This is a genomic window from Actinopolyspora sp. BKK2, assembly GCF_011291845.1.
Classification (GTDB): domain Bacteria; phylum Actinomycetota; class Actinomycetes; order Mycobacteriales; family Pseudonocardiaceae; genus Actinopolyspora; species Actinopolyspora saharensis.
This window is the reverse complement of record NZ_JAANTE010000006.1, coordinates 257,798-281,165: the sequence shown is the minus strand read 5'-3', so window position 1 is coordinate 281,165 and position 23,368 is coordinate 257,798. Positions and strand designations below refer to the sequence as shown.

Annotated in this window: 20 protein-coding genes; 9 read left to right on the top strand and 11 right to left on the bottom strand. The window is 69.0% G+C overall.

Annotated features, from left to right (window positions below; all coding sequences use genetic code 11):
- Positions 1–523 precede the first annotated feature (523 nt).
- The 7 genes from G9Q41_RS14985 (at position 524) to G9Q41_RS14955 (ending at position 6,117) form a co-directional block, all read left to right on the top strand.
- Positions 524–1,846 (top strand): pitrilysin family protein, encoded by a 1,323-nt coding sequence (locus tag G9Q41_RS14985; protein WP_207631063.1) that lies wholly within the window; start codon positions 524–526, stop codon positions 1,844–1,846.
- Between the two features lie 88 nt (positions 1,847–1,934).
- The gene (locus tag G9Q41_RS14980; RefSeq protein ID WP_165632798.1) at positions 1,935–2,357 is read left to right on the top strand and encodes a hypothetical protein; all 423 of its coding nucleotides are present in this window, start codon (positions 1,935–1,937) and stop codon (positions 2,355–2,357) included.
- Positions 2,354–2,683 (top strand): transcriptional regulator, encoded by a 330-nt coding sequence (locus G9Q41_RS14975; RefSeq protein WP_165632799.1) that lies wholly within the window; start codon positions 2,354–2,356, stop codon positions 2,681–2,683. The genes G9Q41_RS14980 and G9Q41_RS14975 overlap by 4 nt, the downstream gene beginning before the upstream one ends.
- A complete protein-coding gene (locus G9Q41_RS14970) occupies positions 2,680–3,639 on the top strand; it encodes an ABC transporter ATP-binding protein (RefSeq protein WP_165632800.1) in 960 nt (319 codons plus the stop codon). The genes G9Q41_RS14975 and G9Q41_RS14970 overlap by 4 nt, the downstream gene beginning before the upstream one ends.
- A 6-nt stretch (positions 3,640–3,645) precedes the next feature.
- Positions 3,646–4,401 (top strand): ABC transporter permease, encoded by a 756-nt coding sequence (locus tag G9Q41_RS14965; RefSeq protein ID WP_165632801.1) that lies wholly within the window; start codon positions 3,646–3,648, stop codon positions 4,399–4,401.
- Between the two features lie 72 nt (positions 4,402–4,473).
- Positions 4,474–4,668 carry a histone-like nucleoid-structuring protein Lsr2 gene (locus tag G9Q41_RS14960; protein ID WP_092524552.1) on the top strand — a complete coding sequence of 65 codons (195 nt, stop codon included), beginning with the start codon at positions 4,474–4,476 and terminating at the stop codon, positions 4,666–4,668.
- Positions 4,669–4,782: 114 nt separating this feature from the next.
- Entirely contained in the window at positions 4,783–6,117 is a 1,335-nt protein-coding gene (locus tag G9Q41_RS14955) for a hypothetical protein (protein WP_347567537.1), read from the top strand.
- Positions 6,118–6,192: 75 nt separating this feature from the next.
- Here the strand turns inward: G9Q41_RS14955 and G9Q41_RS14950 are convergent, their stop codons facing one another.
- The 3 genes from G9Q41_RS14950 to G9Q41_RS14940 form a co-directional block, all read right to left on the bottom strand.
- A complete protein-coding gene (locus G9Q41_RS14950) occupies positions 6,193–7,077 on the bottom strand; it encodes a metal ABC transporter permease (protein WP_165632802.1) in 885 nt (294 codons plus the stop codon).
- Entirely contained in the window at positions 7,074–7,865 is a 792-nt protein-coding gene (locus G9Q41_RS14945; protein ID WP_092524550.1) for a metal ABC transporter ATP-binding protein, read from the bottom strand. The genes G9Q41_RS14950 and G9Q41_RS14945 overlap by 4 nt, the downstream gene beginning before the upstream one ends.
- 111 nt (positions 7,866–7,976) lie before the next feature.
- Entirely contained in the window at positions 7,977–9,056 is a 1,080-nt protein-coding gene (locus G9Q41_RS14940; protein WP_165632803.1) for a zinc ABC transporter substrate-binding protein, read from the bottom strand.
- A 938-nt stretch (positions 9,057–9,994) separates the two neighbouring features.
- Here G9Q41_RS14940 and G9Q41_RS14935 point away from each other — a divergent pair.
- Positions 9,995–11,098 (top strand): LacI family DNA-binding transcriptional regulator, encoded by a 1,104-nt coding sequence (locus G9Q41_RS14935; protein WP_092524546.1) that lies wholly within the window; start codon positions 9,995–9,997, stop codon positions 11,096–11,098.
- Positions 11,099–11,528: 430 nt separating this feature from the next.
- On the opposite strand, the gene G9Q41_RS14930 is transcribed toward G9Q41_RS14935, so the two are convergent.
- The gene (locus G9Q41_RS14930; RefSeq protein WP_347567538.1) at positions 11,529–13,139 is read right to left on the bottom strand and encodes an FUSC family protein; all 1,611 of its coding nucleotides are present in this window, start codon (positions 13,137–13,139) and stop codon (positions 11,529–11,531) included.
- 46 nt (positions 13,140–13,185) lie between these two features.
- On the opposite strand from G9Q41_RS14930, the gene G9Q41_RS14925 reads away from it, so the two are divergent.
- Complete coding sequence (locus tag G9Q41_RS14925; RefSeq protein ID WP_165632804.1) at positions 13,186–13,731, top strand: MarR family transcriptional regulator; 546 nt, start codon at positions 13,186–13,188, stop codon at positions 13,729–13,731.
- Positions 13,732–13,896: 165 nt separating this feature from the next.
- Here the strand turns inward: G9Q41_RS14925 and G9Q41_RS14920 are convergent, their stop codons facing one another.
- From G9Q41_RS14920 to G9Q41_RS14890, 7 genes are all read right to left on the bottom strand, one after another.
- Positions 13,897–15,519, bottom strand: coding sequence for a polyamine aminopropyltransferase (locus G9Q41_RS14920; RefSeq protein ID WP_165632805.1), 1,623 nt, complete (start codon positions 15,517–15,519; stop codon positions 13,897–13,899).
- A gap of 40 nt (positions 15,520–15,559) precedes the next feature.
- Positions 15,560–15,985, bottom strand: a complete 426-nt coding sequence (locus G9Q41_RS14915; protein WP_092524539.1) for a DUF350 domain-containing protein — start codon at positions 15,983–15,985, stop codon at positions 15,560–15,562.
- Between the two features lie 42 nt (positions 15,986–16,027).
- Positions 16,028–17,185, bottom strand: a complete 1,158-nt coding sequence (locus tag G9Q41_RS21585; protein ID WP_207631064.1) for a hypothetical protein — start codon at positions 17,183–17,185, stop codon at positions 16,028–16,030.
- A complete protein-coding gene (locus G9Q41_RS14905; protein ID WP_165632806.1) occupies positions 17,182–17,622 on the bottom strand; it encodes a DUF4247 domain-containing protein in 441 nt (146 codons plus the stop codon). The genes G9Q41_RS21585 and G9Q41_RS14905 overlap by 4 nt, the downstream gene beginning before the upstream one ends.
- Before the next feature lie 21 nt (positions 17,623–17,643).
- On the bottom strand, positions 17,644–18,270 hold the full coding sequence (locus G9Q41_RS14900; protein WP_165632807.1) for a DUF4178 domain-containing protein: 627 nt from the start codon (positions 18,268–18,270) through the stop codon (positions 17,644–17,646).
- A 301-nt stretch (positions 18,271–18,571) separates the two neighbouring features.
- Positions 18,572–21,133, bottom strand: coding sequence for a trehalose-phosphatase (gene otsB, locus G9Q41_RS14895; protein WP_165632808.1), 2,562 nt, complete (start codon positions 21,131–21,133; stop codon positions 18,572–18,574).
- A gap of 663 nt (positions 21,134–21,796) precedes the next feature.
- Positions 21,797–23,236, bottom strand: coding sequence for a trehalose-6-phosphate synthase (locus tag G9Q41_RS14890; RefSeq protein WP_165632809.1), 1,440 nt, complete (start codon positions 23,234–23,236; stop codon positions 21,797–21,799).
- Between the last annotated feature and the right edge of the window lie 132 nt (positions 23,237–23,368).

Sequence of the window (23,368 nt, the reverse complement as noted above, 5' to 3'; positions counted from 1 at the left end):
AAAATATCGATATGCGGGATCTGGTGGGGTGGTTTGGATCAAACGAACGTGATTCGTTCAGATTGGGTTCATCGACGTGTTGCTTACCCCCTGAACATTCGAGCGAGCAGTGCGGCCCCTAATGGTGGGAACAATTGGCTGTCAATCGACCAAAATGAAAGGTGTCCTACGTCACAGTCTGGGGTTGTTGCGGTTCTTGGTGGGCACAGTGTGTGTGTAACCGAATTCGGGCAGTATTGCTAGCGAAACCCGGTTTTGCTGCTCACCGGTTCGCGGGCAGGCTGGCGGAGTCGTCGTCGACTGTTTCCGGCATTCTGCTGCCTTCTCGGTCGCCCCTCGGGGTGTGTTTCGTGCGGCTCGGACCCGGAGGGGGCGCGCCTTTCGGGTTCCAGAAGTTATGAAGAAGTTATGAAAACGGTGGCGAAGGAAAATGAGAGAGGTTCCACGAGAAATGGGCGATTGTTTCGCGGAGCAGGCCGTGAATCACCGGGACGGCCGGGGCCGTGACTCCGGGGAGCGGACGGTGCGAAGAGGTTCGTACACGACGGAGATGCTGGTGGGAGGTTCGGCGGGGACCGGCGTTGTGCGTCGGAGCGTGCTCCCCTCCGGGTTGAGCGTGGTCACCGAAGGGGTGTCGGAGGCTCGTGCGGCGAGTGTCGGTGTCTGGGTCGGAGTGGGGGCGCGCGATGAGCACGCCCGCGTCAACGGAGCGACGCACTTCCTCGAACACCTGCTGTTCAAGGGCACGGCGACACGCGGTGCGCTGGACATCGCGCGTGAGATGGACGCCATCGGCGGGCAGTCCAACGCGGTCACGATGAAGGAGCAGACCTGTTACTACGCCCAGGTGCGCGACACCGACGCGCCGACGGCGGTGGAACTGCTCGGTGACATGGTCACCTCCTCGGTGCTCGACGAGCAGGCTTTCGAGGGCGAACGTCGGGTGATCCACAGTGAACTGGCCCGTCGCGCGGACAATGCGGCGCAATCGGTCAGCGACACGTTCGAACTGGCACTGTGGGGTGATTCGCCGCTCGGACGCCCCGTGCTCGGCTCCTCCGAATCCGTCTCCGAACTTTCCGCAGGTGACGTCGCGGAGTTCTACCGCGCTCGGTACACCCCGGCGAACGCGGTCGTCGCTGTGGCGGGCAACGTCGAGCACGAGCGGATCGTTTCCGGAGTAGCAGAGGCCTTCGGCGCCTGGGGGGATCCGCCGGCCGCCCCCGTCGCGGAGCGCGACCGCACGGCGGGCTATCCGGAAAACCCCGGGGTGCTCGTGTGCCCCAGGGACTCGCGGCAGGCGAGCGTCATCCTCGGGTGCTCGAGCCTGACCAACACCGACGAACGGCGGTTCGCATTCGGCGTGCTCAGCTGTGCGCTCGGTGGTGGACTCTCCTCACGACTGTTCCAGGAGGTCCGGGAGCGGCGCGGGCTCTGCTACACCGTGTCCACTTCCGGGGCGCACTACGCCGACACCGGACTGTTCGGCGTGTTCGCCGCGACTGCCCCGGAACGAACGGACGAGCTGATCGCCGTTCTCGACGAGAGCCTCGACGAGGTGGCCGCCAACGGGATAACCGACGAGGAGCTGGCCGTGGGCAAGGCGCAGCTGCAGGCGGTTCTCGTGCTCGGCAGCGACACCGCCAACGCCAGGATGACCAAGATCGGCAGAGGGCTGCTCGACGGTGACGTGATCGACATCGACCGGGCGCTGGCCCTGGTGGATTCCGTCGATCAGGACGACGTCCGCGAAGTCGCCGCCGACGTGCTGAACCGGCCGCGCGCGCTGGCCGTGCACGGGCCGTTCGGGGGTGATCGCTCCTTCCGGGCAGCGAGTTCCGCGTAGTGCCGCGGTGGTCGCGCCGCCACGTCGGATATTTACTTGAACGACGTTCCAGTGCTAGCTTTTCGTTCAAGTGAATGGAGGGGCGACTATGAACGACAGTTCGTCGCACGAGATGCCCGCGGAGGAGGCGCTCGGACGTGCGGGGCGCATGAGCGAGCTCGCCCGTGGCGGCACCCGCTGGTTCGGCTACATGCTGGTCGTGCTCGGGTGCGTCACGGCGGGCTTCTTCATCGGCCAGGCACTGACCGAGGGGTGGACCGCCGCCGCGCTGGCGTGGCTGTACGCGGCCTGCATCGCGGGGCTGTTCTGGTACGTGAACCGGCAGCGGGTGGTCGGCAGGGACATGTCGACCATCACCCGGACGGTCGCGGTGAGCTACGTGGCGCTGGTGGTGATCGTCAGCGTCGTCAACAGCACCTGGTTGAACGACGGTTCGCTGTGGCCGTGCCTGGTCGCGCTGCTGCCCGCGCTGCCGTGCTGGCTGGCCGCCTGGCGGGTGCTGGTCCGATGAGCGGCGGAACAGGAGGGCACCCGCGGCACGGCCTGGACACGTTGATCCACACTCCGGTGCGACTGTCCGTCATGTCCGCGCTGGCGGAGGCCGACCACGTGGAGTTCCGGTTCCTGCGGGACAGCATAGAAGTCAGCGACTCGCTGCTGGCCAAGCACCTCGGAACGCTCGAGGAGGCGGGCTACATCACCTCCGTGAAGGGCCACGTGCTGCGCAGGCCGCGCACCTGGTTCTCGCTCACTTCGACCGGAAGGGCGGCGTTCGACTCCTACCTCGCCTCCCTCCGCAGGATCGTCGACCACGACGTCGAGGAGGAACAGTCTTGACACCGGACCAGGTCTCCGCGGAGGAGACACCCCGAACCGCGGGGATTTCGGTATCCGTGACCGGCCTGCGCAAGAGCTACGGCTCGAACCGGGCCGTGGAGGACCTCGACCTCGACGTCGGCTCCGGTGAGCTCTTCGGGGTGCTCGGGCCGAACGGGGCCGGCAAGAGCACGCTGCTGGAGATCCTCGTCGGGCTGCGCGAGCGCGATGCGGGAACCGTCGAGGTGCTCGGAGCGGATCCGTCGACCGACCGCGAGCACCTGCGGCGACGCGTGGCCGTGCAGCCGCAGCAGGCCGAGTTGTTCCCGAACCTCACCGTCCGGGAAATCCTGCACCTGTGGGCCTCGTTCCACGAGGAGGCCGAGACTCCGGAGTCGGTCGTCGAACGCGTCGGGCTCACCGCTTCGGCAGACCGGAGGGTGCACGAGCTCTCGGGCGGACAGGAACGACGCCTGCTGATCGCGACCGCACTGATCAGCGAACCGATGCTGGTGGTTCTCGACGAGCCCTCGACCGGGCTGGACCCCAACGCGCGGGCGGAGCTCTGGGACGTGCTGCTGGCGTTCCGCGACCGCGGCGGCACCGCACTGCTGTCCACCCACTCGATGGAGGAAGCGGAGTCGCTGTGCGACCGGGTGGCCGTCGTGGACGGAGGAAGGATCGTGGCCTGCGGTGCCCCCGCTGATCTGGTGTCCGAGCACGCTCCGCACACCGTTGTCAGCTTCCGTCGCACCGGGGCGCCGAGCACGGCGGCCCTCCGCGCGATGTCCGGGGTCGAGGACATCGAGCTGCACGGTAACCGGGTGCTCGTGCACACCCACCGCGCCGACGAGGTCGTCATCGAGCTGACGGCGATGACGCCCCCGCCGCAGGACCTGGTCAGGCGCGCGGCCGGGCTGGACAACGTCTTCCGCACATTGACCGGACGATCCCTGGACGAGAACGAGGACGGTTGAGACGAGATGACCGGCAGCAGTTTCCGCACGCTGGCGTTGGCCAACGCCCGAGAGCTGATCAGGGATCGCAAGACCGCGTTCGCCGCGATCGTGATGCCCCTGTTCTTCCTGGTGCTGTTCCTCGCGGTGGGCTACTTCGTCAACCGCTCCGGCGAGGCCGACGCCATCAGAATGCTCCTGCCCACAGCGCTGTTCTTCATGCTCGGCTCCATGTCGTTCTTCGGAACGGTCTCGCCCGCGGTGGACCTGCGCCAGCGCAGGACCCTGCGTCTGCTGAGCACAACACCGCTGCGCAAGATCGCGTTTCTCGGCTCGCTGGCGCCCGTGCGCGCGCTCGTGGCCATGGGGTACGTGGCACTGGTGGTCGCTTTCGCGACCGCTTTCGGATACGTCTCACCGGTGCGGATCCCGGTGCTGCTCGTCTCGGCCGCCGCAGGTGTGGCCTTCTTCCTCTCGCTGGGATTCGTGCTCGCCGCGGTACTGCCCAGCGCCGAGGCCGCCAACAACACGCTGAGCCTGGTGCTGGTTCTGATGGCGTTCCTCGGTGGTGGGGTCCTTCCGCTGCGGTCCATGCCGGAGGGAGCGCAGGCGGTGCTCGGTTGGCTGCCCCCGGCACGTCTGATGGAGACGTTCCGGCACTCGATCGCGGGGTTGCCCGCCCAGCACTCGCCCTGGTCCAGCTGGGTGATCATGCTCGGTGCGTCCGCGCTGCTCACGATGCTGGCCACTCGGGTGTTCAGCTGGGACGTCGATGCTCGCTGAACATCGAGGACCGGGCCCCGACTCTGCTCGGGTCACTTTTCGTGAGCAGCTTCGACGGACGGGAGGAAAGCGATGAGCGCGAAGGTCCACAGCGAGTTGATCGACGATCTGGAGGCGGCGGCGGGAAAGGAAGTCGAGGCGCACACCACGATCACTTTCGGCATCGACGGGGACACCTTCGAGGTCGACCTCTGCGCGCGGAACGTGGCGATCCTGCGGTCGGCGCTGTCCCCGTTCCTCGTGGTGGCCCGACCGGTCGGTGGTTGAGGGCCGTGCGGTGCGGATACCCCGGGACCCGGTCGGTGAGGGATCTCCGGACGGCGGTGCCGCGGTTGCGCGATTCCGTCCGTGCCGGTGCGTCGTTGCCGATACGGTATGGGTGTGTCCGGTGAACGGGGTGCTGCCACCGGTGTGGCCGACGACGAGAAGACGACCGCTTCCGCGGAACTGCCCCCCGTGCACGAGGCCTGGCTGCCGCGGGAGCACCCGCTGCACCGACCCCGGCACGGGGCCAGGCAGTACCTCGCTCTCGTGTGCGCGTTCCTGTTCTTCGCCGCGCCGGTGCTCGCGTGGACCCTCGGCGCGCGGGCGGTTCCGGTGGAGAACCGGGCGCTGACCCCCTTCCCGAGCGTCACCGAGGGGTGGGGGTTCTTCACCGGGATGAACGACTGGGCCTCCGACCATCTGGCGTTCCGCTCCGAGGCCGTCACGGCGATGGAGGGGATCAGCCAGGGGGTGTTCGGAGAACCTGCCCCGCACGACACCGAGTCGGGCGGAGCCCCCGTCGGCGGTGGCGGCGGCTCAGGGGGCGAGAAGAGCGACTCCAAACCCGATCCGGCTGTCTTCCCCGATGTGGTCCGGGGTGAGCGGGGATGGGTGTTCCTCGGGCACGACGTCTCCTACAAGTGCCTTCCCGAGATGGAGCTGGACCGGATCATCGAGGGGCTGCGCCGCTGGCGCTCGGTGGTGGAGGAGTCCGGCCGCCAGTTCCGGCTGGTCGTGGCCCCGGACAAGTCCACTGTGTACTCGGAGCACATGCCGGACGACTACGTCGGCAGGCAGTGCATGCGCCAACTGCGCTCGGAGTTCTGGGACCGGCTGCCCGCGGCCACCGGGGCCATCGACATGAGGGAGCCGCTGCGCGCGGTGGCCGAGGAGCGGGGCAGGCCCGTCTACACCAAGCGGGACACCCACTGGCGGCACGCGGGCGGGCTGGAGATGACCAGGCAGCTGGCCGAGTCGTTGCAGCCGGGTGTCAGTGACTCGTGGCGGGTTCGGCAGGGGCGAACCTACCGGCACCGCGCCGACATCCCGGGGATGCTCGGCAAGGACGAGGAGTGGACGGTGCAGTCGTACTCGCTGGCCCCGGACGGCGGCAGCGACAACACGAGGTTCGTCGGCAGCGACTTCCACGAACCGCTGCACCTGGAGTCGAGCCCGCGCGAAGGGATGATCGACGAACCCACGAGGATGATCGCGGACTCGTTCACCCAGTTCGCGAGCCCCTACCTCGGTGCCGCGTTCTCCGACCTGACCATCTCCCACCCCGAGAACGTGCGTGAGCACCCGCAGCGGACGGGCGAGCTGCTGGCCGAGGGCGAAGTCGTGATGTTCGAGCTCTCCGAGCGCTTCCTGGCGGGAGGGCGCTACTCGATGCTCGCCCCCAGGGTGGCGGAGGAAGTGGGCGCGGTCCTGAAGAAGCACCCGGTCGAGTAGCCCCCGACCGGTGGACGCCGCGGACCGCGGTTCCGCCGGGCGGACCAGCCCGCGGACCGCGGCGAGGAACCGCCCTCAGGCCGTGGCCGCGGTGGTCTCGCGGGTGCTCCGGCTGAGCCGCAACCTGCCGATCAAGCGGCACAGCAGGTAGATCCCGAACGAGATGGCCGTGACGAAGGCGCTGACCGGAACGCCGGGAGCCAGCGACAGCAGTATCCCCCCGAGCGCGGCGACCTCGGCGAACACCACCGAGAGCAGGGTCGCCCGGGCCGGGCTCGAGGTCACCCTGATGGCCGCCGCCCCCGGGGTGACCATCAGCGCCATGACCAGCAGGGCGCCCACCACGTGCACCCCGAGCGCGGTGGCTATCCCGACCAGCAGTGAGAACACCGGTGTCAGGACCCGGGTCGGCACCCCGCGCGCGGAGGCCACGTGCGGGTCCACGCTGGCGAACAGCAGCGGCCGGTACAGCACGGCGGTGACGACGAGCACCAGCAGGGCCGCGCCCCCGAGGAGCGTGACGTCGGAGGAGCTGACCCCCACGATCTGCCCGACCAGCAGAGTGAACTTGTTGGCGGTGCGCTCGGGATTCATCCACAGCAGCAGCACTCCGACCCCGAGTCCGAAGGAGAGCACGGCCCCGATGACGGAGTCCCGCTCGTTGTCCCGCTGGCCGAGCAGGCCGAGCAGCAGGGCAGCCAGCACGGCGCCGGCCAGGGCGCCCACCCCGACGCTGAAACCGATCAGCAGCGCGGCGGCCGCTCCGGTGAAGGCGAGCTCGGCGGTCCCGTGCACGGCGAAGGACATGCGCCGGGTGACCACCAGGGGAGCGAGGACTCCGGAGACCAGCCCGAGCGCCGCGGCGGCCAGCAGCGCCTGCTGCACGAAGGGGTAACCGAGCAGCTCACCCGTGAGTTCGAACTCGAAGAACCTGCTCAGGGCGTCGGTCAGCCGGTTCATTCCTGCTCTCCCTCCGGCACGTGGTGGTGCTGCTCCCCCTCGGCTCCGGCGACGACGAGTCGTCCGCCGACTCGGGCCACCTCGACCTCGGTGCCGTAGAGCTCGGACAGCGTTTCCGAGTTCATGACCTCGTCCGGAGTGCCTATCCGGAACTGCCCGTTCACCAGGTAGAGCACCCTGTCGACCATGGGCAGCACCGGGTTGATCTCGTGGGTCACGAACAGGACGGCGGCTCCGGTCCGCCTGGCCTGACGTGCGATCAGCCCGCTCACCCTGTGCTGGTGCGAGGGGTCCAGCGAGAGCAGCGGCTCGTCGCACAGCAGCACCCGCGGGTCCGCGACCAGCGCCTGGGCGATCCGCAGGCGCTGCTGCTCCCCTCCGGACAGCAGCCCGACCGGTTTCTTGCCGTAGTCCTGCGCGTCCACGGACCGCAGCGCGCTGCGCACCAGCTCGGCCCGGCGGCGGCGCCCGCGCAGCCCCGTTCCCCAGCGGTGCCCGTCCAGGCCGAGGCCGACCAGGTCGCTGCCGCGCAGCGCGAGGCTGTCCTGCAGGGAACGTTGCTGCGGGATGTAGCCGATCTTGTCGTTGCCGCGGTGGGCGGGCTCGCCCGCGATCCGGACGCTGCCCGCGCTGAGGTCGGTGAGTCCGAGCAGCACGCGGAGCAGGCTCGTCTTGCCCGAGCCGTTGGGCCCCAGCACGGCGAGGAACTCGCCGGGGCTGACGTCCAGGTCCAGCCCGTGCCAGAGGGAACGGGGGCCGTAGGACAGCCGGGCGTCGCGCAGCCGCACAGCAGGTGTGTCCGTTGTGGACGCCTTCTCGTCACCGACCCCGGCGACCGGTGCCGCTTCGGTGGTGGGGGATTCGTAACGCACGATCTCGTCCTGACGCTTCGTGGCGGGTCAGCGCTGCGGGGTCGGGGCCTTGTCCAGCGCCGCTTGCAGGGCGGAGACCCGCCCCGAGATCCACTGCTGGTAGGTCTCGTCGGCGGGCAGCGTTTCCGGCATGGACACGACCGGTATGCCGTTCCGCTCGGCGCGCTCGCGGAGCCGTTCGGTCAGCGGGGAGGCGGTCTGGGGGTTGTGGATCAGGACCGCGGGGCGTCCGGAGTCCACCAGGTCCTGGAGCTCGGCGATCGTGGACGCCGCGGGGTCGTTGCCCGACTCGACGGACTGGACGTAGGAGCGGGGGGTGATGTCGTTGAGCCCGGTCTCGTCCAGCAGCAGATCGGCGACCGGTGCGGTGGTCAGCACTTCGGTTCCCCGGTGCTGCTGCCGGATCTCGGCGATGTCCCCGTCGACCTCGTCGAGTCGCCGGCCGAACTCCGCTGCGGCCTGCTCGAAGTCGGCGGACCTGTCGGGGCTGATGCCGCTCAGCTCTTCCGCGATCCGGTCGGCCACGCGGCGCACGGAGTGCGGCTGGTACCAGACGTGCTCGTTGCCGGAGTGCGCGTGGTCGTGGGTGTGCTCGTGCTCGTTGCCGGAGTGCGCGTGGCTGTGGTCCTCGGAGTGCTCCGCGTGCTCGGAGGCGGCGTGCGAGCTCTCGGCGGGCTGCTCGGTCGACTCGTGGGACCCGTGGCCCTCTTCGGTTTCGGCGGCCGCGACCGCTTCGACGGAGGGGGTGTCCGCGCTGTTGCCGGACAGCACCTGACTGACGAAGGAGTCGTACCCGCCGCCGTTGTGGACGACCAGGTCGGCCTGGTTGATCTTGGCAGCGTCGCGCGGGGTGCTCTCGTAGGAGTGCGGGTCGGCCTCGTTGTCGCTGATGATCGATTCGACCTCGGCGTGCTCACCTGCCACGGCTTCGGCGACCTTGGCCCACGTGTCGGTGGAGGCGACCACGGTCGGTTCGCCGCCCGAACCACCGCTGCCGGTTCCGCAGGAGGTGAGTAGCAGGGTGGTTGTCAGCCCGAGCAGGGCAACGGGGACGCCCGCTCCGCGACGAGCTCTGTTCCGAACATGGCGACTACGTAATGTGCTCACGAGGGCTCCTGGGTAGGGGACGTGTCACGCGATCCGACCGCTAATGGAAATCATTATCAATTGAAGTCTACGCGTTGCCACTGGACGAGTGCTACCCAGTCACCCCCTCGGGGGAGTGGTGTTCGTGACCTCGTCGCGGGCGCCCTGATGACCTCCGGATCGACCTGCTGCGATCTCCTGCTGCCTGCCGTTGGGGAGGTCGCGCCGGCAGACGAAGAGTTCGGAGCGTGGTGACTCCGGAGAAGCCGCCGCGGGTCCGCGGTGTCGATCCCCGTCCCGACGCGCAGCTTCGCGTTCGGTTCGGACCGTGTTTCCTCCGCGAGCAACGCGCTCGGGTCGCGCGCGATCGCCGGCAGGTTGATCTCCTGCCGGGCGATTCTCGTTCCTCCCGCGCGGTTTCGGCGCGAATCCCGTCGATGTGAATGGCGCCACGTTCCGTGTTCTCCGGTCCCGCGGCCATTCGCGGGGCCGCGGATTTCCCGGCCCGGCAGCGGATCGGGAGGGGGGGTCGTCGTCGACGATGTCCGGATTCAATTCGTCCACGGCGTGCACCGGCGCCGTTGCGGGAAAACGCGGGAAGCGGCGATGTGGGTGACCTCGGCCAGGTGTGAACCGCCGCTCGTCGCGCTGTTGGTGTGGACGGATCAGCCTTCGGCGCAGGCACCGGTGCCCCGTGCAGCCGGAATTCTTCGAGTGCGGCTCCCTTTCCGCGGGATTCGCGGAAGGGGGAGCCTGCGTCCCCGGAGTTGGAGCGCAGTCGGAGCGCCTGCGCCGGCGGCCTCCCGGCGGTCCCGCCCGGCCGAGGACGGCCGGAAGCCCCGAAGTGAACTCGACTCTCGTTCACGTGTGCGATCCCGTTCGGTACACTTCGAAACGTGTGACTTGAATCCGGGTCATCAAAACTTCACCCAGGCCTACTGAACCGTTACGGTTCCTGCATGGTGCGGTCTACGAACTCGAGGCGACCCGCGACGCTGGCCTCTCTCGCCGCGGAACTCGGCGTTTCCCGGACTACGGTGTCCAACGCCTACAATCGCCCCGACCAGCTTTCTCCCGAATTGCGCAAACGTGTACTCGACACCGCCCGCAGACTCGGATATCCGGGTCCCGATCCGGTGGCGCGCTCACTGCGCACCCGCAAGGCGGGAGCCGTCGGTCTGCTGCTGACGGAGAACCTCTCCTACGCGTTTCGCGATCCGGCAGCCGTCGGATTCCTCGAAGGGCTCGCGCTGGCCTGCGAGGACGCGGGGCACGGTTTGCTGCTGATACCGGCGAATCCGGAGCACGAGGACGTGGCCGCCGTGCACAGCGCCGGAGTGGACGGGTTCGTCGTCTACTCGGTACCCGACGACGATCCGCATCTGGCCGCGGTGATGGAGCGCCCCGTCCCCACCGTGATCTGCGACCAGCCGAGCATCCCCGAGATCGACCGGGTCGGCATAGACGACGCCACGGCCATCAAGGGTCTGGCCAGGCATCTCATCGAGCTCGGCCACCGCAAGATCGGCGTGGTCTGCATGCGACTGGCGCGCAACCGCAACGACGGCCCCGCGTCCCCGGAGCGCCAGGCGAACGCGCACTTCCACGTGCAGCGGGCCCGGCTGGCCGCGCTCTCCGAGGTGTTCTCCGAGGTCGGGGTCGAGTGGGACCAGGTTCCGGTGATCGAGCGCTTCGACCACACGCAGGAGTCGGGCGGTTCGGCAGCGGCCCAGCTGATGGAAACGGACCCGGAGGTCACCGCCGTCATCTGCACCTCGGACATACTGGCGCTGGGAGCGCTGGCCGAGATGCGCAGGCAGGGTCGCAGAGTTCCGCAGGACCTCACCATCACCGGGTTCGACGGCATCGTGGACGCGGAGCGGGCCGAGCTGACCACGGTCCGGCAGCCGGTGCTGGAGAAGGGCAGGGCCGCCGGGCGGTTGCTGCTCGACGCGAGCGAATCCACGGGACAGCCGCGTGAGGTCGTGCTGGACACGCAGCTGATCACCGGTTCGACGGCCGGCTCGCCCCGTTCGGTCGAGGAGCGTTGGTTCGGTCCCTGAGCAGTTCCCGGGGAGTTTTCCTGGAACCCGCGCAGAAGCTCTGCGCGGATGGCCGGGTGGCCGTCACGTGAGTCGGCACCTCGGCAGTGCTGGGCCGCTGGTGAGCAGCCACGCGCGGAGCACCCGGACAGGAACTCCCGACCAGGGCGGCACTCCAACGCGAGCGCTGTGAGCCCGATCAGTCGGCACCGCCGCGGGTGAACCAAGCCGACGCGAAACCCGAACAGGCATTCCCAAGCAAAGGACTCACTCCAACGCGAGCGCTGTGAGCCCGAGCCACCGGCACCGCCGCGGGTTCTCTCGTGGTGCTCTCGCGAGGACGGCCCCGACGTTGTGTAGGTCGCTACCCGATGTCGGGGCACCCGCAGCGAGAGCCCGCGAGAGGTTCCGCCACGGAACCACCCGAGCAACCGGCACCGCCGAGCTCTTCTCATCCCCCGGAACGGGCAGGAGCGTACTCATCCAACAACCGATAGGCCCTGCGCGAGACGGTGAGCAGCTCTTCGGTGGGCAGCAGGGTGTCCGGTACTTCTCCGGCCGCTGTCTCGTACGCGTCGTGCAGCTCGATCAGGCTCGCGCGGAGCCGGTCCGGGGGAACCACCCCGCGCAGCTCGGTCAGTTCCCCGACCAGGCGCAGTGATTCGTGCATCCGGGCCAGCCAGGCTCCGTGCGGGGCGAGCCGGGCCACGAGCACGGCCACGGCTGCGCCCAGCAGGGTCGCCCACAGTCTGCTCGCGACGAGCTGTTCCGGGGGTGCTGAGCTCATGAGCCCGCTGACCAGCAGCGCCACCGGGGTCGCGAACAGCAGCCCGAACGCGTAGTTGATCGTCACGGTCGCCTCGGCGCCCCACTGCAGCACGGCCAGCAGCAGGAGCATCACCCACACGGGCGGGTGTTCGGAAAGCAGTGCGAGGCCGATCAGCACCCCGCCCAGCGTTCCGGCGACGCGCTGGAGCATGCGGGGCACCGAGCGGGAGGTGCTGGTCGCCTGCAGCACCGAGACGGCCGAGACCGCGCCCCAGTACGCGTGCCCGATGCCGAGCAGTTCGGCCAGCACTCCCGCGAGCAGGGCGGCCGCTCCTACCCGCAGCGCGAACGGGAGCAGCCAGTTCCCGGAGGCACGTCGGGGGCGTACCGCGGCCAGCAGCACCTCGCGGACCGCCCGCCAGCGCGACGGGGGCAGCGGCGGTGCCAGCGGGGTCTCGCTGCGGGCGTATCCGGGCGGGTGCGGGGTGCTGCCCGCGCGGATCCGTTCCGCGGTCGAGCGCAGCGATCGGACGGTGGCGGAGGCGACCCGTCGGGAGCCCAGCAGCACCTCGCAGATCTCGACGGCCTGGATCAGCTCCCGGTATTCGGCCGTGTCGTGCTTCCTCCCGCCGACGAGGGGAAGTCGTGTCCAGGCCGTCTCGATGGCCACGGCGGCCCGGTGCCTGGTCATCAGGTCGGTGCGGTTCGCCAGGTGGGCTGCCGTGGCCTCCAGCGCGGTGGCCACGGCCCTGCGCTGCGGACGCAGTCCGGCCCACCACGCGCCGAGGGCGCAGATGCTCCAGGCGAAGGCCCCGCTGATGGCGCAGGCGAGGAGGTGGGCAGGAACCTCGGCGGGCTCCAGGGGCATGTTCGCGCAGGCCCCGGTGGCGAAGGAGAAGATCAGGCCTCCTGGTGGGCCCAGCTTCGCCGCGGTGGTGGCCGCTGTGGCCAGCGCGCCGACGACGGCGGTGCCCAGGATCGCCGCCAGGTGTTGCTGCCGGGGTTCCAGGCCGGCCACGGCGATCAGGTCACCGAGCCCCACGGCCAGCAGCATTCCGGCCGCCACGGCGGCCAGTGCCCTGATCTGGTTGCGGTACGGGTCGCTGCGGCAGTAGACGCTGGTCAGGGCGCCGAAGACCGCTCCGCCGACCAGGTCGATCCGACCGAGCTGGAACAGCAGCCCCAGGGGGACCAGTACTGACAGGAAGGCTCTGGCGGCGGGCCACAGAAACGGGCCACGCCGATTCAGATGGAGAGTCTCCCCCAAATGACGTGCCAGTATTGCCGAGGACACATTCTCCAATGTTACACAAGTATTTTACTAGTGAATTGATGGTGCCATGAAACGTCCTCCCGATCTGATCGAGACCGCACGCGCGCAGTGGCAGGAGGTCCACCCCGAGCTGGACACCTCCAGCATCGACGTGATCGGACGAGTGCTCCGCGCTGCGGCGGTGTTGCGGCAACGCCTGGACACGATCCTGCTCGACGAAGGGTTGAATCGCTCCGAGTTCGATCTGCTCTCCGCGCTGCGTCGCAGCGCCGAGCCCGTCACCCCGGGGCGGCTCAACCGCCTGATGGTCTCCTCCGGCGCGGCCACCACCAAGCGGATCCAGCAGCTGGCCGAGCGGGAACTGCTGGAGCGCACACCGGACGAGCACGACAGGCGCAGCGCCAGGGTGCGACTCACCGAGCAGGGTGTCGTGACGATCGACCGCGCGTTCTCCAGGCACCTCGAGGCAGAACGCCACCTGCTCTCCGCGCTGGGGGGCAAGCAGCGCGAGACGCTCGCGGGCGGCCTGGCCGAACTGCTGCGCTCCCTGGAAGGCACGGCCGGTCCGGCGCTGAGGGGAACGAGCGCGAACGAGCACCACAGGGGTGGCTGAGCTTCCTCCCCTCGTTCCGGCCGCCGCGGTTCGCCGGAGCGGAATCGCCACCGCTCGAACGCAGGCACGCGGCGAGGTCCGCTGGGGGAGTCGCCGGGCAGCGCCCCCGGCGACCGGGGCCGTGTTCCACCGCTTCAGGCCAGAACTCCCGAGCAACGTTCTCGACTAGTAGTTCTTCCAGGCGCCCCGCTCGTACTCGATGATCTTCGGATGCATCAGGGTCGACGGCTCCACGCTCGGAATCCGATCCCTGTCGGGCGGAAAGACGCTGGCCGCTCGCAGCGTCCTCTCGTCCAGGGTCCGCAGGGGAGGGGACCCGTCCGGAAGGCGCAGCGCGGGCGCGGAACCGTCCGCCTCGCCCAGGTGGAACCCCCACTGGCCGAAGCTGGGGATCGGACGCGAGTAGGGCACCGTGGACAGGCCCGCCTTCCGCATCGAGGCCTCGATGCACCAGTAGGCCTCCGCGGCGAAGTACGGTGACCCGGCTTGGACGTTCACCCGGGCACCTTCGGCCATGGCCTGCTGGACCAGGGTGTAGAACTCCGTGGAGTACAGTTTCGCGGTCTCGGTGGAATCCGGGTCCGGCATGTCCACCAGCACCACGTCGTAGCGGTTCCTGTTGTCCCGCAACCAGCTGAATGCGTCCGCGGTGACGGTGTTCACCCTGGGGTCGTCGAAAGCGTGGTCGTTCAGCGAGGTCAGCCGCTCGTCGGTGCGCCCGAGCCGCAGCACGGCCGGATCCATCTCCACGAGGGTGGCCTGCTCCACGTCCGGGTAACGCAGCACCTCCCGGAGCGCGAGCCCGTCGCCACCACCGAGGATCAGCACGTTCGAGTGCTCCCCGGTCATGGCGGGGTGCACCAGCGCCTCGTGGTACCTGTGCTCGTCGACCGAGCTGAACTGCAGATCACCGTTGAGGTACAGCCGCGTGTCCTCGGGTCCCGTCAACGAGCGCGACCGGGTGAGCACCACCTCCTGGTACTTGGTGCGTTCGGCGAAGACCACGGGGTCGGAGTACAGGGCCTGCCGCGCCGTCGTCTCGAACCGGGTGGACAGCGCGAACGCGCCACCGAGCACGCCGCCGACCAGGAGGGCGAGCACCGTCATCAGCGCGACCACTCGACCGCCCAGTTCCCGGCGGTAGACGGTGAGCACCAGCCCCAGTCCGGCAGCGGCGTTGAGCATGCCGACCAGCAGCGCCCCCTTGATCTGCCCCAGCAGGGGGAGCAGCAGGAACGGGAACGCCAGCCCGCCGATCAGGGCGCCCACGTAGTCGGCGGCGAACATGTCCGCCACCGCGGACCCCGCCTCCTGCCGCCTTATGCGCTGCAGCAGGACCATCAGCAGCGGGATCTCCGCGCCGATGAGCACCCCCAGCACCAGCGAGATGGCGATCAGCATCGGCATGTACAGGCTCAGCCAGGCGAAGGCCGCGTACAGCCCGAGCACGCTGAGCCCGCCCAGCAGCGCGAGGACCAGCTCCACGGCCACGAAGGAGACCGCCGCCCAGCGTTGCAGGGGTTTGGCCAGCAGCGCACCCACGCCCATGGCGAACACCATCAGCGACAGCACGATGGAGGCCTGCCCGACGCTGTTGCCGATCAGGTAGCTGCCGAGGGCGACCAGAGCCAGCTCGTAGACGAGCCCGCAGGCCGAGCAGACGAACACCGCCACCAGCACCGCGAAACGAGCGAGGCTCCTGCCGCGGAAACCTTCCGCGGTGTTCTCCGCGCTCGGAGGGGTACCGGTGGTGTCGTGGTGTTCGTGCTGCTCGGTTTCGGTCGACACGGTGCTTGCTCTCGCTTCTCGTGGGTGGCCTGCTGCCCGGTCACCAGATCGCGGCGGCGATGATCGTCGCGATCACCACGTGCGCCCCCGCGGAGACCCAGGTGCCCGGGTGGATGGTCGGGGTGGAGAGCTCATCGCCGAGCTTGCCCGGAGTGAGTGCATCGATGAGCAGGAAGGACAGGCCCATCAGGATCAGTCCGAGCACACCGTAGGACAGGGTTCCGACCAGGCCGAGAACCAGTTGGTCGGAGCTGGCCGCGATAGCCGTGGTGAGGATGATCCCGACCCCGAGCAGGCCGGACACCAGCAGGATCGCCGCGTTGGCGTTGCGGTGTACCCAGATCAGGTCCCGGAGCTTGCCCGGAGTGGCCAGGTCCACGAGCACATAGCCGAGGGCCATGAGGACCGCGCCGATCACGCCGTAGGCGATCGCCGCGGACAGACCGGAGATCAGTTGCTGGAACACCAGTAGTGCCTTTCGGATCGAGGACGAACGGTTTGCCGATCATCACTGTTGTGGTCCCTGGCCGGGTGGGCCGGCCTGGGGAGGCCACTGTGGATTATCGGGTGGTTGCTGCGGGGGCTGTCCCCACTGCGGGGGCGGAGCCTGCGGTGGTTGCTGTGGGGGCTGCTGCGGGGGTCCCTGAGGTGGTGGTCCCCACTGCTGCGGGGGCTGCTGCGGAGGGCCCTGGGGCGGTGGTCCCCACTGCTGCGGGGGCTGCTGTTGCGGCGGCCCCTGCTGCCCCGGCCACTGGTTCTGCGGCGGTTGCTGCGGTGGTTGCTGCGGCTGCGGTGGGGGCTGCTGCGGTGGGTGAACCTGCTCGCCACCCCCCTGAGGGGGCTGCTGCTCAGCGTTGCCCGCCTGCGGCGGGGGAGCCTGACCGGACTGCGCGGTTCGCTCACGACGCACCCCGCGGATGCCGAGCACCACGGCCACCACGGTGACCAGCCCGAGCAGGCTCATCCAGATCCACCTGCCCACGCCCTGGGGGCCGTTGTCGGCGGGAGGGAGGCTCTGCTGCGGGGCAGTGCCCTCACTGCTCTCCGCGGGCTCGACCTCGAAGTCCGCGTTGTACTGCGCCAGCAGCAACGGCAGGGACAACGCCGCGTGGCCGGTGGTGTCGACCGGGGATTCGATGAACGTTTCCGCGTCGATGCCGAGCTCGGCGAAGTCCGAGGTGCTGGGGGTGATCAGCGACAGACCGGGCGACTTGGCCACCTCGAGATCCACGGCGCTCCAGTCGTCGCTGGTGCTGGAGGTGTAGGCGACGATGACCCGCAGTTCGACCCACCTGTCACAGACGTCGGCCGGGGTGTTGGGGCCGCGGCTGGATCCCTGATCGTAGCTGCTCGGCCGATCCGAGGAGGCGTCCTCGGCGTCGTTGGTCCCGTCGGTGAGCTTCCAGCCGAAGCAGATCCCGTACTGCTGCTCGTACTCGTTCAACCCCTGCGAGAGGTTCTCCGAGTCCGTGGAGGAGAACCGCGGGATCGACAGTCCGTTGTAGTTCTCGTAGCGGTAGTAGTGACTGCTCTCGTCGTCCCAGAACGTGGGGGAGTCGTCGTCCGCGTCCAGCCCGACGGCCAGGTTGAGCACGACGAAGGCGAGCACTCCGAACCCGAGCAGCACCGCACCGACGACTTTGTACTTCTGCTTTTGTTCGCTCATTTACCGGCTCCAGGCCCCCCTCCCCTGAAGGTCTGTCCGTGCGGGCTGGACCAGCCCCACACCCCACCGACCACGTGGTGGTAGTGCCCGTACGCCTGGTCTATGTCCATCACGTGGATGACAGTGCCCCTGTTGTTCCGCGGCTGCGCTATGACGGCGTCGTCCCGGTAGCGCAGGTAGACGCCGGAGTCGTCCGTGTACTGCGAGATCGGTGTCCACGCCCGGGCCACCGCGTTGGCTACTTCGCTGGGCTTGCGCGAGCTGGTGTAGGCCTTGTTGTCGTCGTCGCCGGGTTTGTCCAGCTGTGCCGCTCTGGTGTAGTGATTCGCCACGTAACCGCGCGGTCCGGTTCCGGTGGAGAAGATCGTCACCAGGGCGATGATCAGCGCCAGCACGGCCGTCATCCCCGCGATGACGAACCAGAATTTCGGTTTCATCGACGCCGCTGGATCCTCTCGTCAGGTCGAAGCCGGGTAGATGCGCACGTCGTAGCGGTTGAGTTCCTCGCCGCGAGTGGCCTCCCACTCGGCGCCGTCGAAGGACTCGAACCCGAGCATCGCTCCGTCCCCGGCCTCGTAGTCGTGATATCGGACGCTGCCCTGCTCGTTGAGACCAGTGGTGGCTTCGCTGCGAAAGCTCGCCGAACCGGACTCCTCGGAACGGAAGGTCCGGCCGCCCAGTTCGATCTTGGAAGGCCCCGGCTCGGGGGCTTCCTCCTCGTCGGTCAGGTCGGTCCACTGGGAGAGGATCAGATCGGGATCCTCTTCCACGGACAGCCACACCTGGTTGCCCCGCGCGTCGTCCAGCAGGTGTTCGGCCCACTTCCAGCCGCCCTCGGACAGCCGCAGCGTTCCCCGGACCGTGTAGGACATCCCGCGGATCTCCACGATGTCGCCCGCGGTCAACTCGCGCGGATCGCCGCGCAGGGCGTCCTGGTCGCCCGAGGCGAACGGGTCCTTCGGTGACTGCTCGTCCCGCTTCGCGTCCTGCGCACGGGCGCGGCGACCGTGCAGCGTCACGATCACGATCACCGCGACCACCACGAGGACCAGCACGATGATCGGGATGATCACGAATATGTTCACTACCGCCCCTTGCTGTGGAATTCCTCGGCGTCACCGGTCGCGCGGTAGCTTATCCGCGGTGAAGCCGAGTTGTCCGCTTTTCGGGCGAAATGATGCCCCACTCCCGGTGTGACGTTGCCGATCGGGGCAGCGCGGCCGACACGACCGGTCGCGCCGCGCGGTGGGCAAGGGCCTCCCGAGGCGCGGAGCCCGGGACTCGCCGAGGCGAAGTCCCGGGCTCCGGTGCTTCAGCGACCGACCGCGCCGAACCCGGTGTCGCGGGGAGGAGCACCGTCGGGACGGCGGGAGCGCTCGGGCCGATTCAGGTGGTGAGCAGTTGTGCGCAGCGGATCAGGCCCAGGTGCGAGTAGGCCTGCGGATGATTGCCGAGCGAGCGCTCGGCTATCGGGTCGTACTCCTCGGGAAGCAGCCCGGTCGGACCCGCGTTGTCCACGATCTGCTGGAACAGCTCCTCGGCCTCGGTGCGCCTGCCGGTGAGCAGGTAGGCCTCGATGAGCCAGGTCGCGCACAGGTGGAAACCGCCCTCGGTTCCGGGGAGGCCGTCGTCCCTGCGGTACCGGTACACGGTGGAACCGCTGCGCAGTTCGGACTCGATGGCGGTGACAGTGGCCCGGAACCGCTCGTCCGAGGGGTCGATCAAGCCCGAGAGCCCCACGTGCAGCGAGGCCGCGTCCAGGTCGGAGCCCTCGTAGGCGGTGGTGAAGGCCTGCACATCGGGGTGCCAACCGTTCTTGAGGACGTCCTCGGCGATCTGCTCGCGCAGCTGCTCCCAGCTCGGGTCCGCCGGGCGGTCGTACTGGGTGGCCAGCTTGAGCGCGCGGTCGACGGTCACCCAGCACATCACCTTGGAGTAGACGTGGTGGCGGGGAACGTCGCGTTCCTCCCAGATGCCGTGGTCCGGTTCGAACCAGCGCCGGGAAACGGCCTCGGCCATGCCCTTGACCAGCTCCCAGTCCGCGTCGCGCAACTTCCCGTTCGCCATGGCCAGATCGGTGGCGAGCTCGACGACCGGGCCGAACACGTCCAGCTGGACCTGCTGGTCGGCCAGGTTGCCCACCCGCACGGGCCGCGATCCCGCGTAGCCGGGCAGGGTGTCGATCACGGCTTCCGGCCCGAGCGTGCCACCGGCCAGCGAGTACAGCGGGTGCAGCCGCTCCGGCCCCGGCAGGGTGTCCATCACCCGGTGCAACCAGTCCAGGAAGGCCTCGGCCTCCGCGGTGGACCCGAGGGACACCAGGGCGCGGGCGCTCATCGCCCCGTCCCGCAGCCAGCAGTAGCGGTAGTCCCAGTTGCGCACCCCGCCGATCTCCTCGGGGAGCGAAGTGGTGGCCGCGGCCATGATCCCGCCGGTGTCGGTGTTGCACAGCCCGCGCAGGGTGAGCGCGGAACGCACGACCAGGTCGGTCTCCACCTCGGGCAGCTGCAGCTGGTCGACCCACTTGGACCAGTAGTTGTTCGCAGCGGCGCGCCGCTGCGACTCGGAGGACTCGGAGGGGGCGAGCTCCTCGGTGCCGCAGCGCAGCTCCAGCACCGTCGGCGAGTCCTCGGAGAGGTCCAGCTGGGCGTGGGCGCTCTCGTGCATCCCGTCCGAGGTGATCTGCCACTGCACCCCCGGGGAGTACAGCACTATCGGTTCCGAGGTGCCGTGCACCCGCAGGCCGCCCGACTCCGCGGTGAGCCGCACCGGCACCTGCCCGAACTCGGGGCGCGGGGAGAACTCGACCACGGCGCGGGTGCTGCCGCTGATGACCCGGATCAGATCTGTGCGGTGCGAATTGCCGCCGTGCTCCAGGTAGTCGGTGACCAGCAACCGGGACCAGCGGGTCTCCACCGTCATGGTGCCCGGTATGTAGCGCTGGCCGAGCGGGAGCGTGCTGCGCGGGGCCCCGTTGCTCGTGTCGGTCTGCGGCAGGTCGGGCCGGATGGAGAAGTGCCCCGCGGCGGGACCACCGAGCAGGTCGGCGAACACGGCGGACGAGTCCGGACCCGGGTGGCACATCCAGGTGAGCCGGGCGTCCGGGGTCAGCAGCGCGACGGTCCGCTCGTTGGCGAGCATGGACAGGCGTTCGATGGCGGGGGCCTGCTCCCCGTAGAGCCAGGTGCGGCGCTCCTCCATCAGCAGTGCCAGCGCCGTGGCGACGCCCGTCGTGTCGGTCACGCGGTACTCGGCGAGGGTCTCGCCCTCGCCGACCTTGATCCCGATGTCGGGGCCGGACAGCGCGCTGAACACCTTCTCGTCGGTGACGTCGTCACCGAGGAAGATCGCCCCGGTGGAGCCGACCTGGTGCCGCAGCGCATCGAAGGCGTTGCCCTTGTCGGTCTCGACCACGGCCAGCTCCATCACCGATTTGCCCTCGGTGACCTGCACGCCTTCCCAGGTGGCCGGTCCGGAGCGGAGCTCGTCCAGCGCGGCCGCGGCCTCCTCCTGCTCGGCGCGGCGCAGGTGCACCGCGACGCTGGCTGGCTTCGCCTCGAGGGTGATCCCGGGACGGCTGGCGGTGATCTCCTGCACGCTGCGCTGGAGCTGGGTGCGCAGCTGGGTCGTGTCCGGATCGAGCTCGTGGACGAAGCCCACGTCGAACTCGGATCCGTGACTGCCGACCAGGTGGACTTCGGCGGGCAACCTGGACAGGGTGGCCAGGTCACGCAGTGCCCGGCCGGATATGACGGCGGCGGTGGTGGTCGGCAGCGCTGCCAGGGAGCGCATCGCGTGGACCGATTCCGGTAGCGGTTTGGCCTGGCTCGGATCCCCCACGATCGGGGCCAGCGTGCCGTCGTAGTCGCAGGCGACCAGCAGCCGAGGTGTGCGCGCGAGCTGCACGATCATGCGACGAAGCTCGGCGGGGAGGGCTTCGGCGGTCAACGCCACACTCCTGTTGAGGTCGTCGGGTTGTCTGGAACGGGATCGACCGGCGCGGGTCGCGCGGCTGTCGGCCCCGTGTCGTGGTGGCCGCTTGCACGAATGCCCCGGTCGATCGGTGCGTCACTGTTGACGTGATGGTGTCGCCGGTTCTAAGAGTCTGTGCCGAAACCGGCTCGAATGCTCGGTGGGAGTATCGCCGAGCGGGTTTCCTGCCGTTCGTACCGGCTGTTCGGAGGTCCGCACGAGCGGCTTCTCCCCCGGTTCGGGGGTGGGAGCCGGGGGCGGGGAGGCAGCCCGGTGCGCGGGATGCGGTTCGGCCTCGGCGGTCGACGGTGGTTTCCGGCACGAGCGAGGTACCGGTTCCGCGGCGGAACGGTTGCCGGGAGCGGTGCGGGGCGTTGTGCGCACCGTTCCGCGGTTCGTCCGGTTCGCCGTGCTCACCGTGGTGCGGGCGGGAAACCCTTCCGGAAGGCCGGGTTCGGCCGTCCGGACGCCGGAGTGGAGGACGGGGGCGTGCCGCGCGTGCGGAGACCGTGGGCCCACGCCCACTCCGCGTGCGCCTTTCCGGGACACGTCCGTCTCACCCACCGGAGCTCCTCGCCGGGAAGAGCGTCCTGACCGAAAACATCCCTGAAGGGCCCCTTAAGCCTGCCGTCGATCACTCTAGCTCGTGGGCGAAGCCCCCAGCGCTTCGAGGAACGATCGCGCCCAGCGATCGACATCGTGCGTGAGCACTTGCCTACGCAATGCGCGCATCCTACGGCGGCCTTCCGTCTGATCGAGATTCAGGGCCGCGAGCATCGAGTCCTTGACCCCGTCCAGATCGTGCGGATTGACCAGGAGCGCGCTGGTGAGTTCGGCGGCGGCTCCGGCGAACTCACTCAGTACGAGACTACCCCCGAGATCGCTGCGACATGCCACGTACTCCTTGCACACGAGGTTCATCCCGTCACGTACCGGGGTCACGATCATGACATCGGCGGCGCAGTAGAAGGCGACCAGGTCCTTGCGGTCCACCGAAGTGTGCAAGTAGTGCACGGCAGGGTGGCCGACGCGCCCGAACTCGCCGTTGATGCTGCCGACCTTGCGCTCGATGTCCTCGCGCATCTGCTTGTAGTGCTCCACGCGCTCCCGGCTCGGGGTGGCCACCTGGATCATAGCCACGTCCTCGACGGAGGCGTGCCCCTCGGACAGCAGCTCGTACATCGCGTCGAGGCGGACGTCGATCCCCTTGGTGTAATCCAGCCGGTCGACACCGAGCATGATCTTGCGCGGATTGCCCAGTTCGGCGCGGATCGCCTTGGCGCGCTGCTGCACCTCCTTGCTCCTGGCGAGCTGGTCCAGCTCTCCGGAGGCGATGGAGATGGGAAAGGCCCCGACCCGCACGACCCGGTCCCCGACCTGCACCACGCCGGGGCGGGAGCGCACTCCCACCTGCGCGCGGCTGGGTTCGAAACCGGCCAGCCTGCGGGCCAGCCACATGAAGTTCTGCGCGCCGCCCGGGCGGTGGAAGCCGACCAGGTCGGCCCCGAGCAGGCCGCGCACGATCTCGGTGCGCCACGGCAGCTGCATGAACAGTTCCACGGGTGGGAACGGGATGTGCAGGAAGAACCCGATCCGCAGGTCCGGACGCAGCTCACGGAGCAGCGCGGGGACCAGCTGCAGCTGGTAGTCCTGGATCCAGACGGTCGCGCCTTCCGCGCTCACCTCCGCGGCGGCCTCGGCGAACCTCTGGTTCACCCGCCGGTAGGCCTCCCACCAGGAGCGGTCGAAGACCGGCGGCACCACCACGTCGTGGTAGAGGGGCCACAGCGTGGCGTTGGAGAAGCCCTCGTAGTACTGCCGGAACTCGGCCGACGAGAGCCGTACCGGGTACAGCTGCATCTCCTCGTCGGTGAACGGTTCGACGTCGACGTCGGGGACCCCGGGCCAGCCGACCCACGCTCCCTTCCGGGCGCGGAGGAACGGTTCGAGGGCGGTGACCAGTCCTCCCGGACTGTGCTTCCACCGCTGCGTTCCGTCCTCCAGGCGTTCCAGGTCGACCGGCAGTCGGTTGGCGACGACGACGAAGTCAGCTTTCGTGGGCGCGTTGCCCTTGGTCACCGTTCTGCCTCCTAGGTCGGTTCCTGAAATCGGTTACCCGTTGTCGAGGTTAGTCAATCGTGATCGTCTGCGCGTGGTTCGCGCGTCGCAACGTCACTGCTCGACTACGCTCACCCCCTCGGGGACGCACGG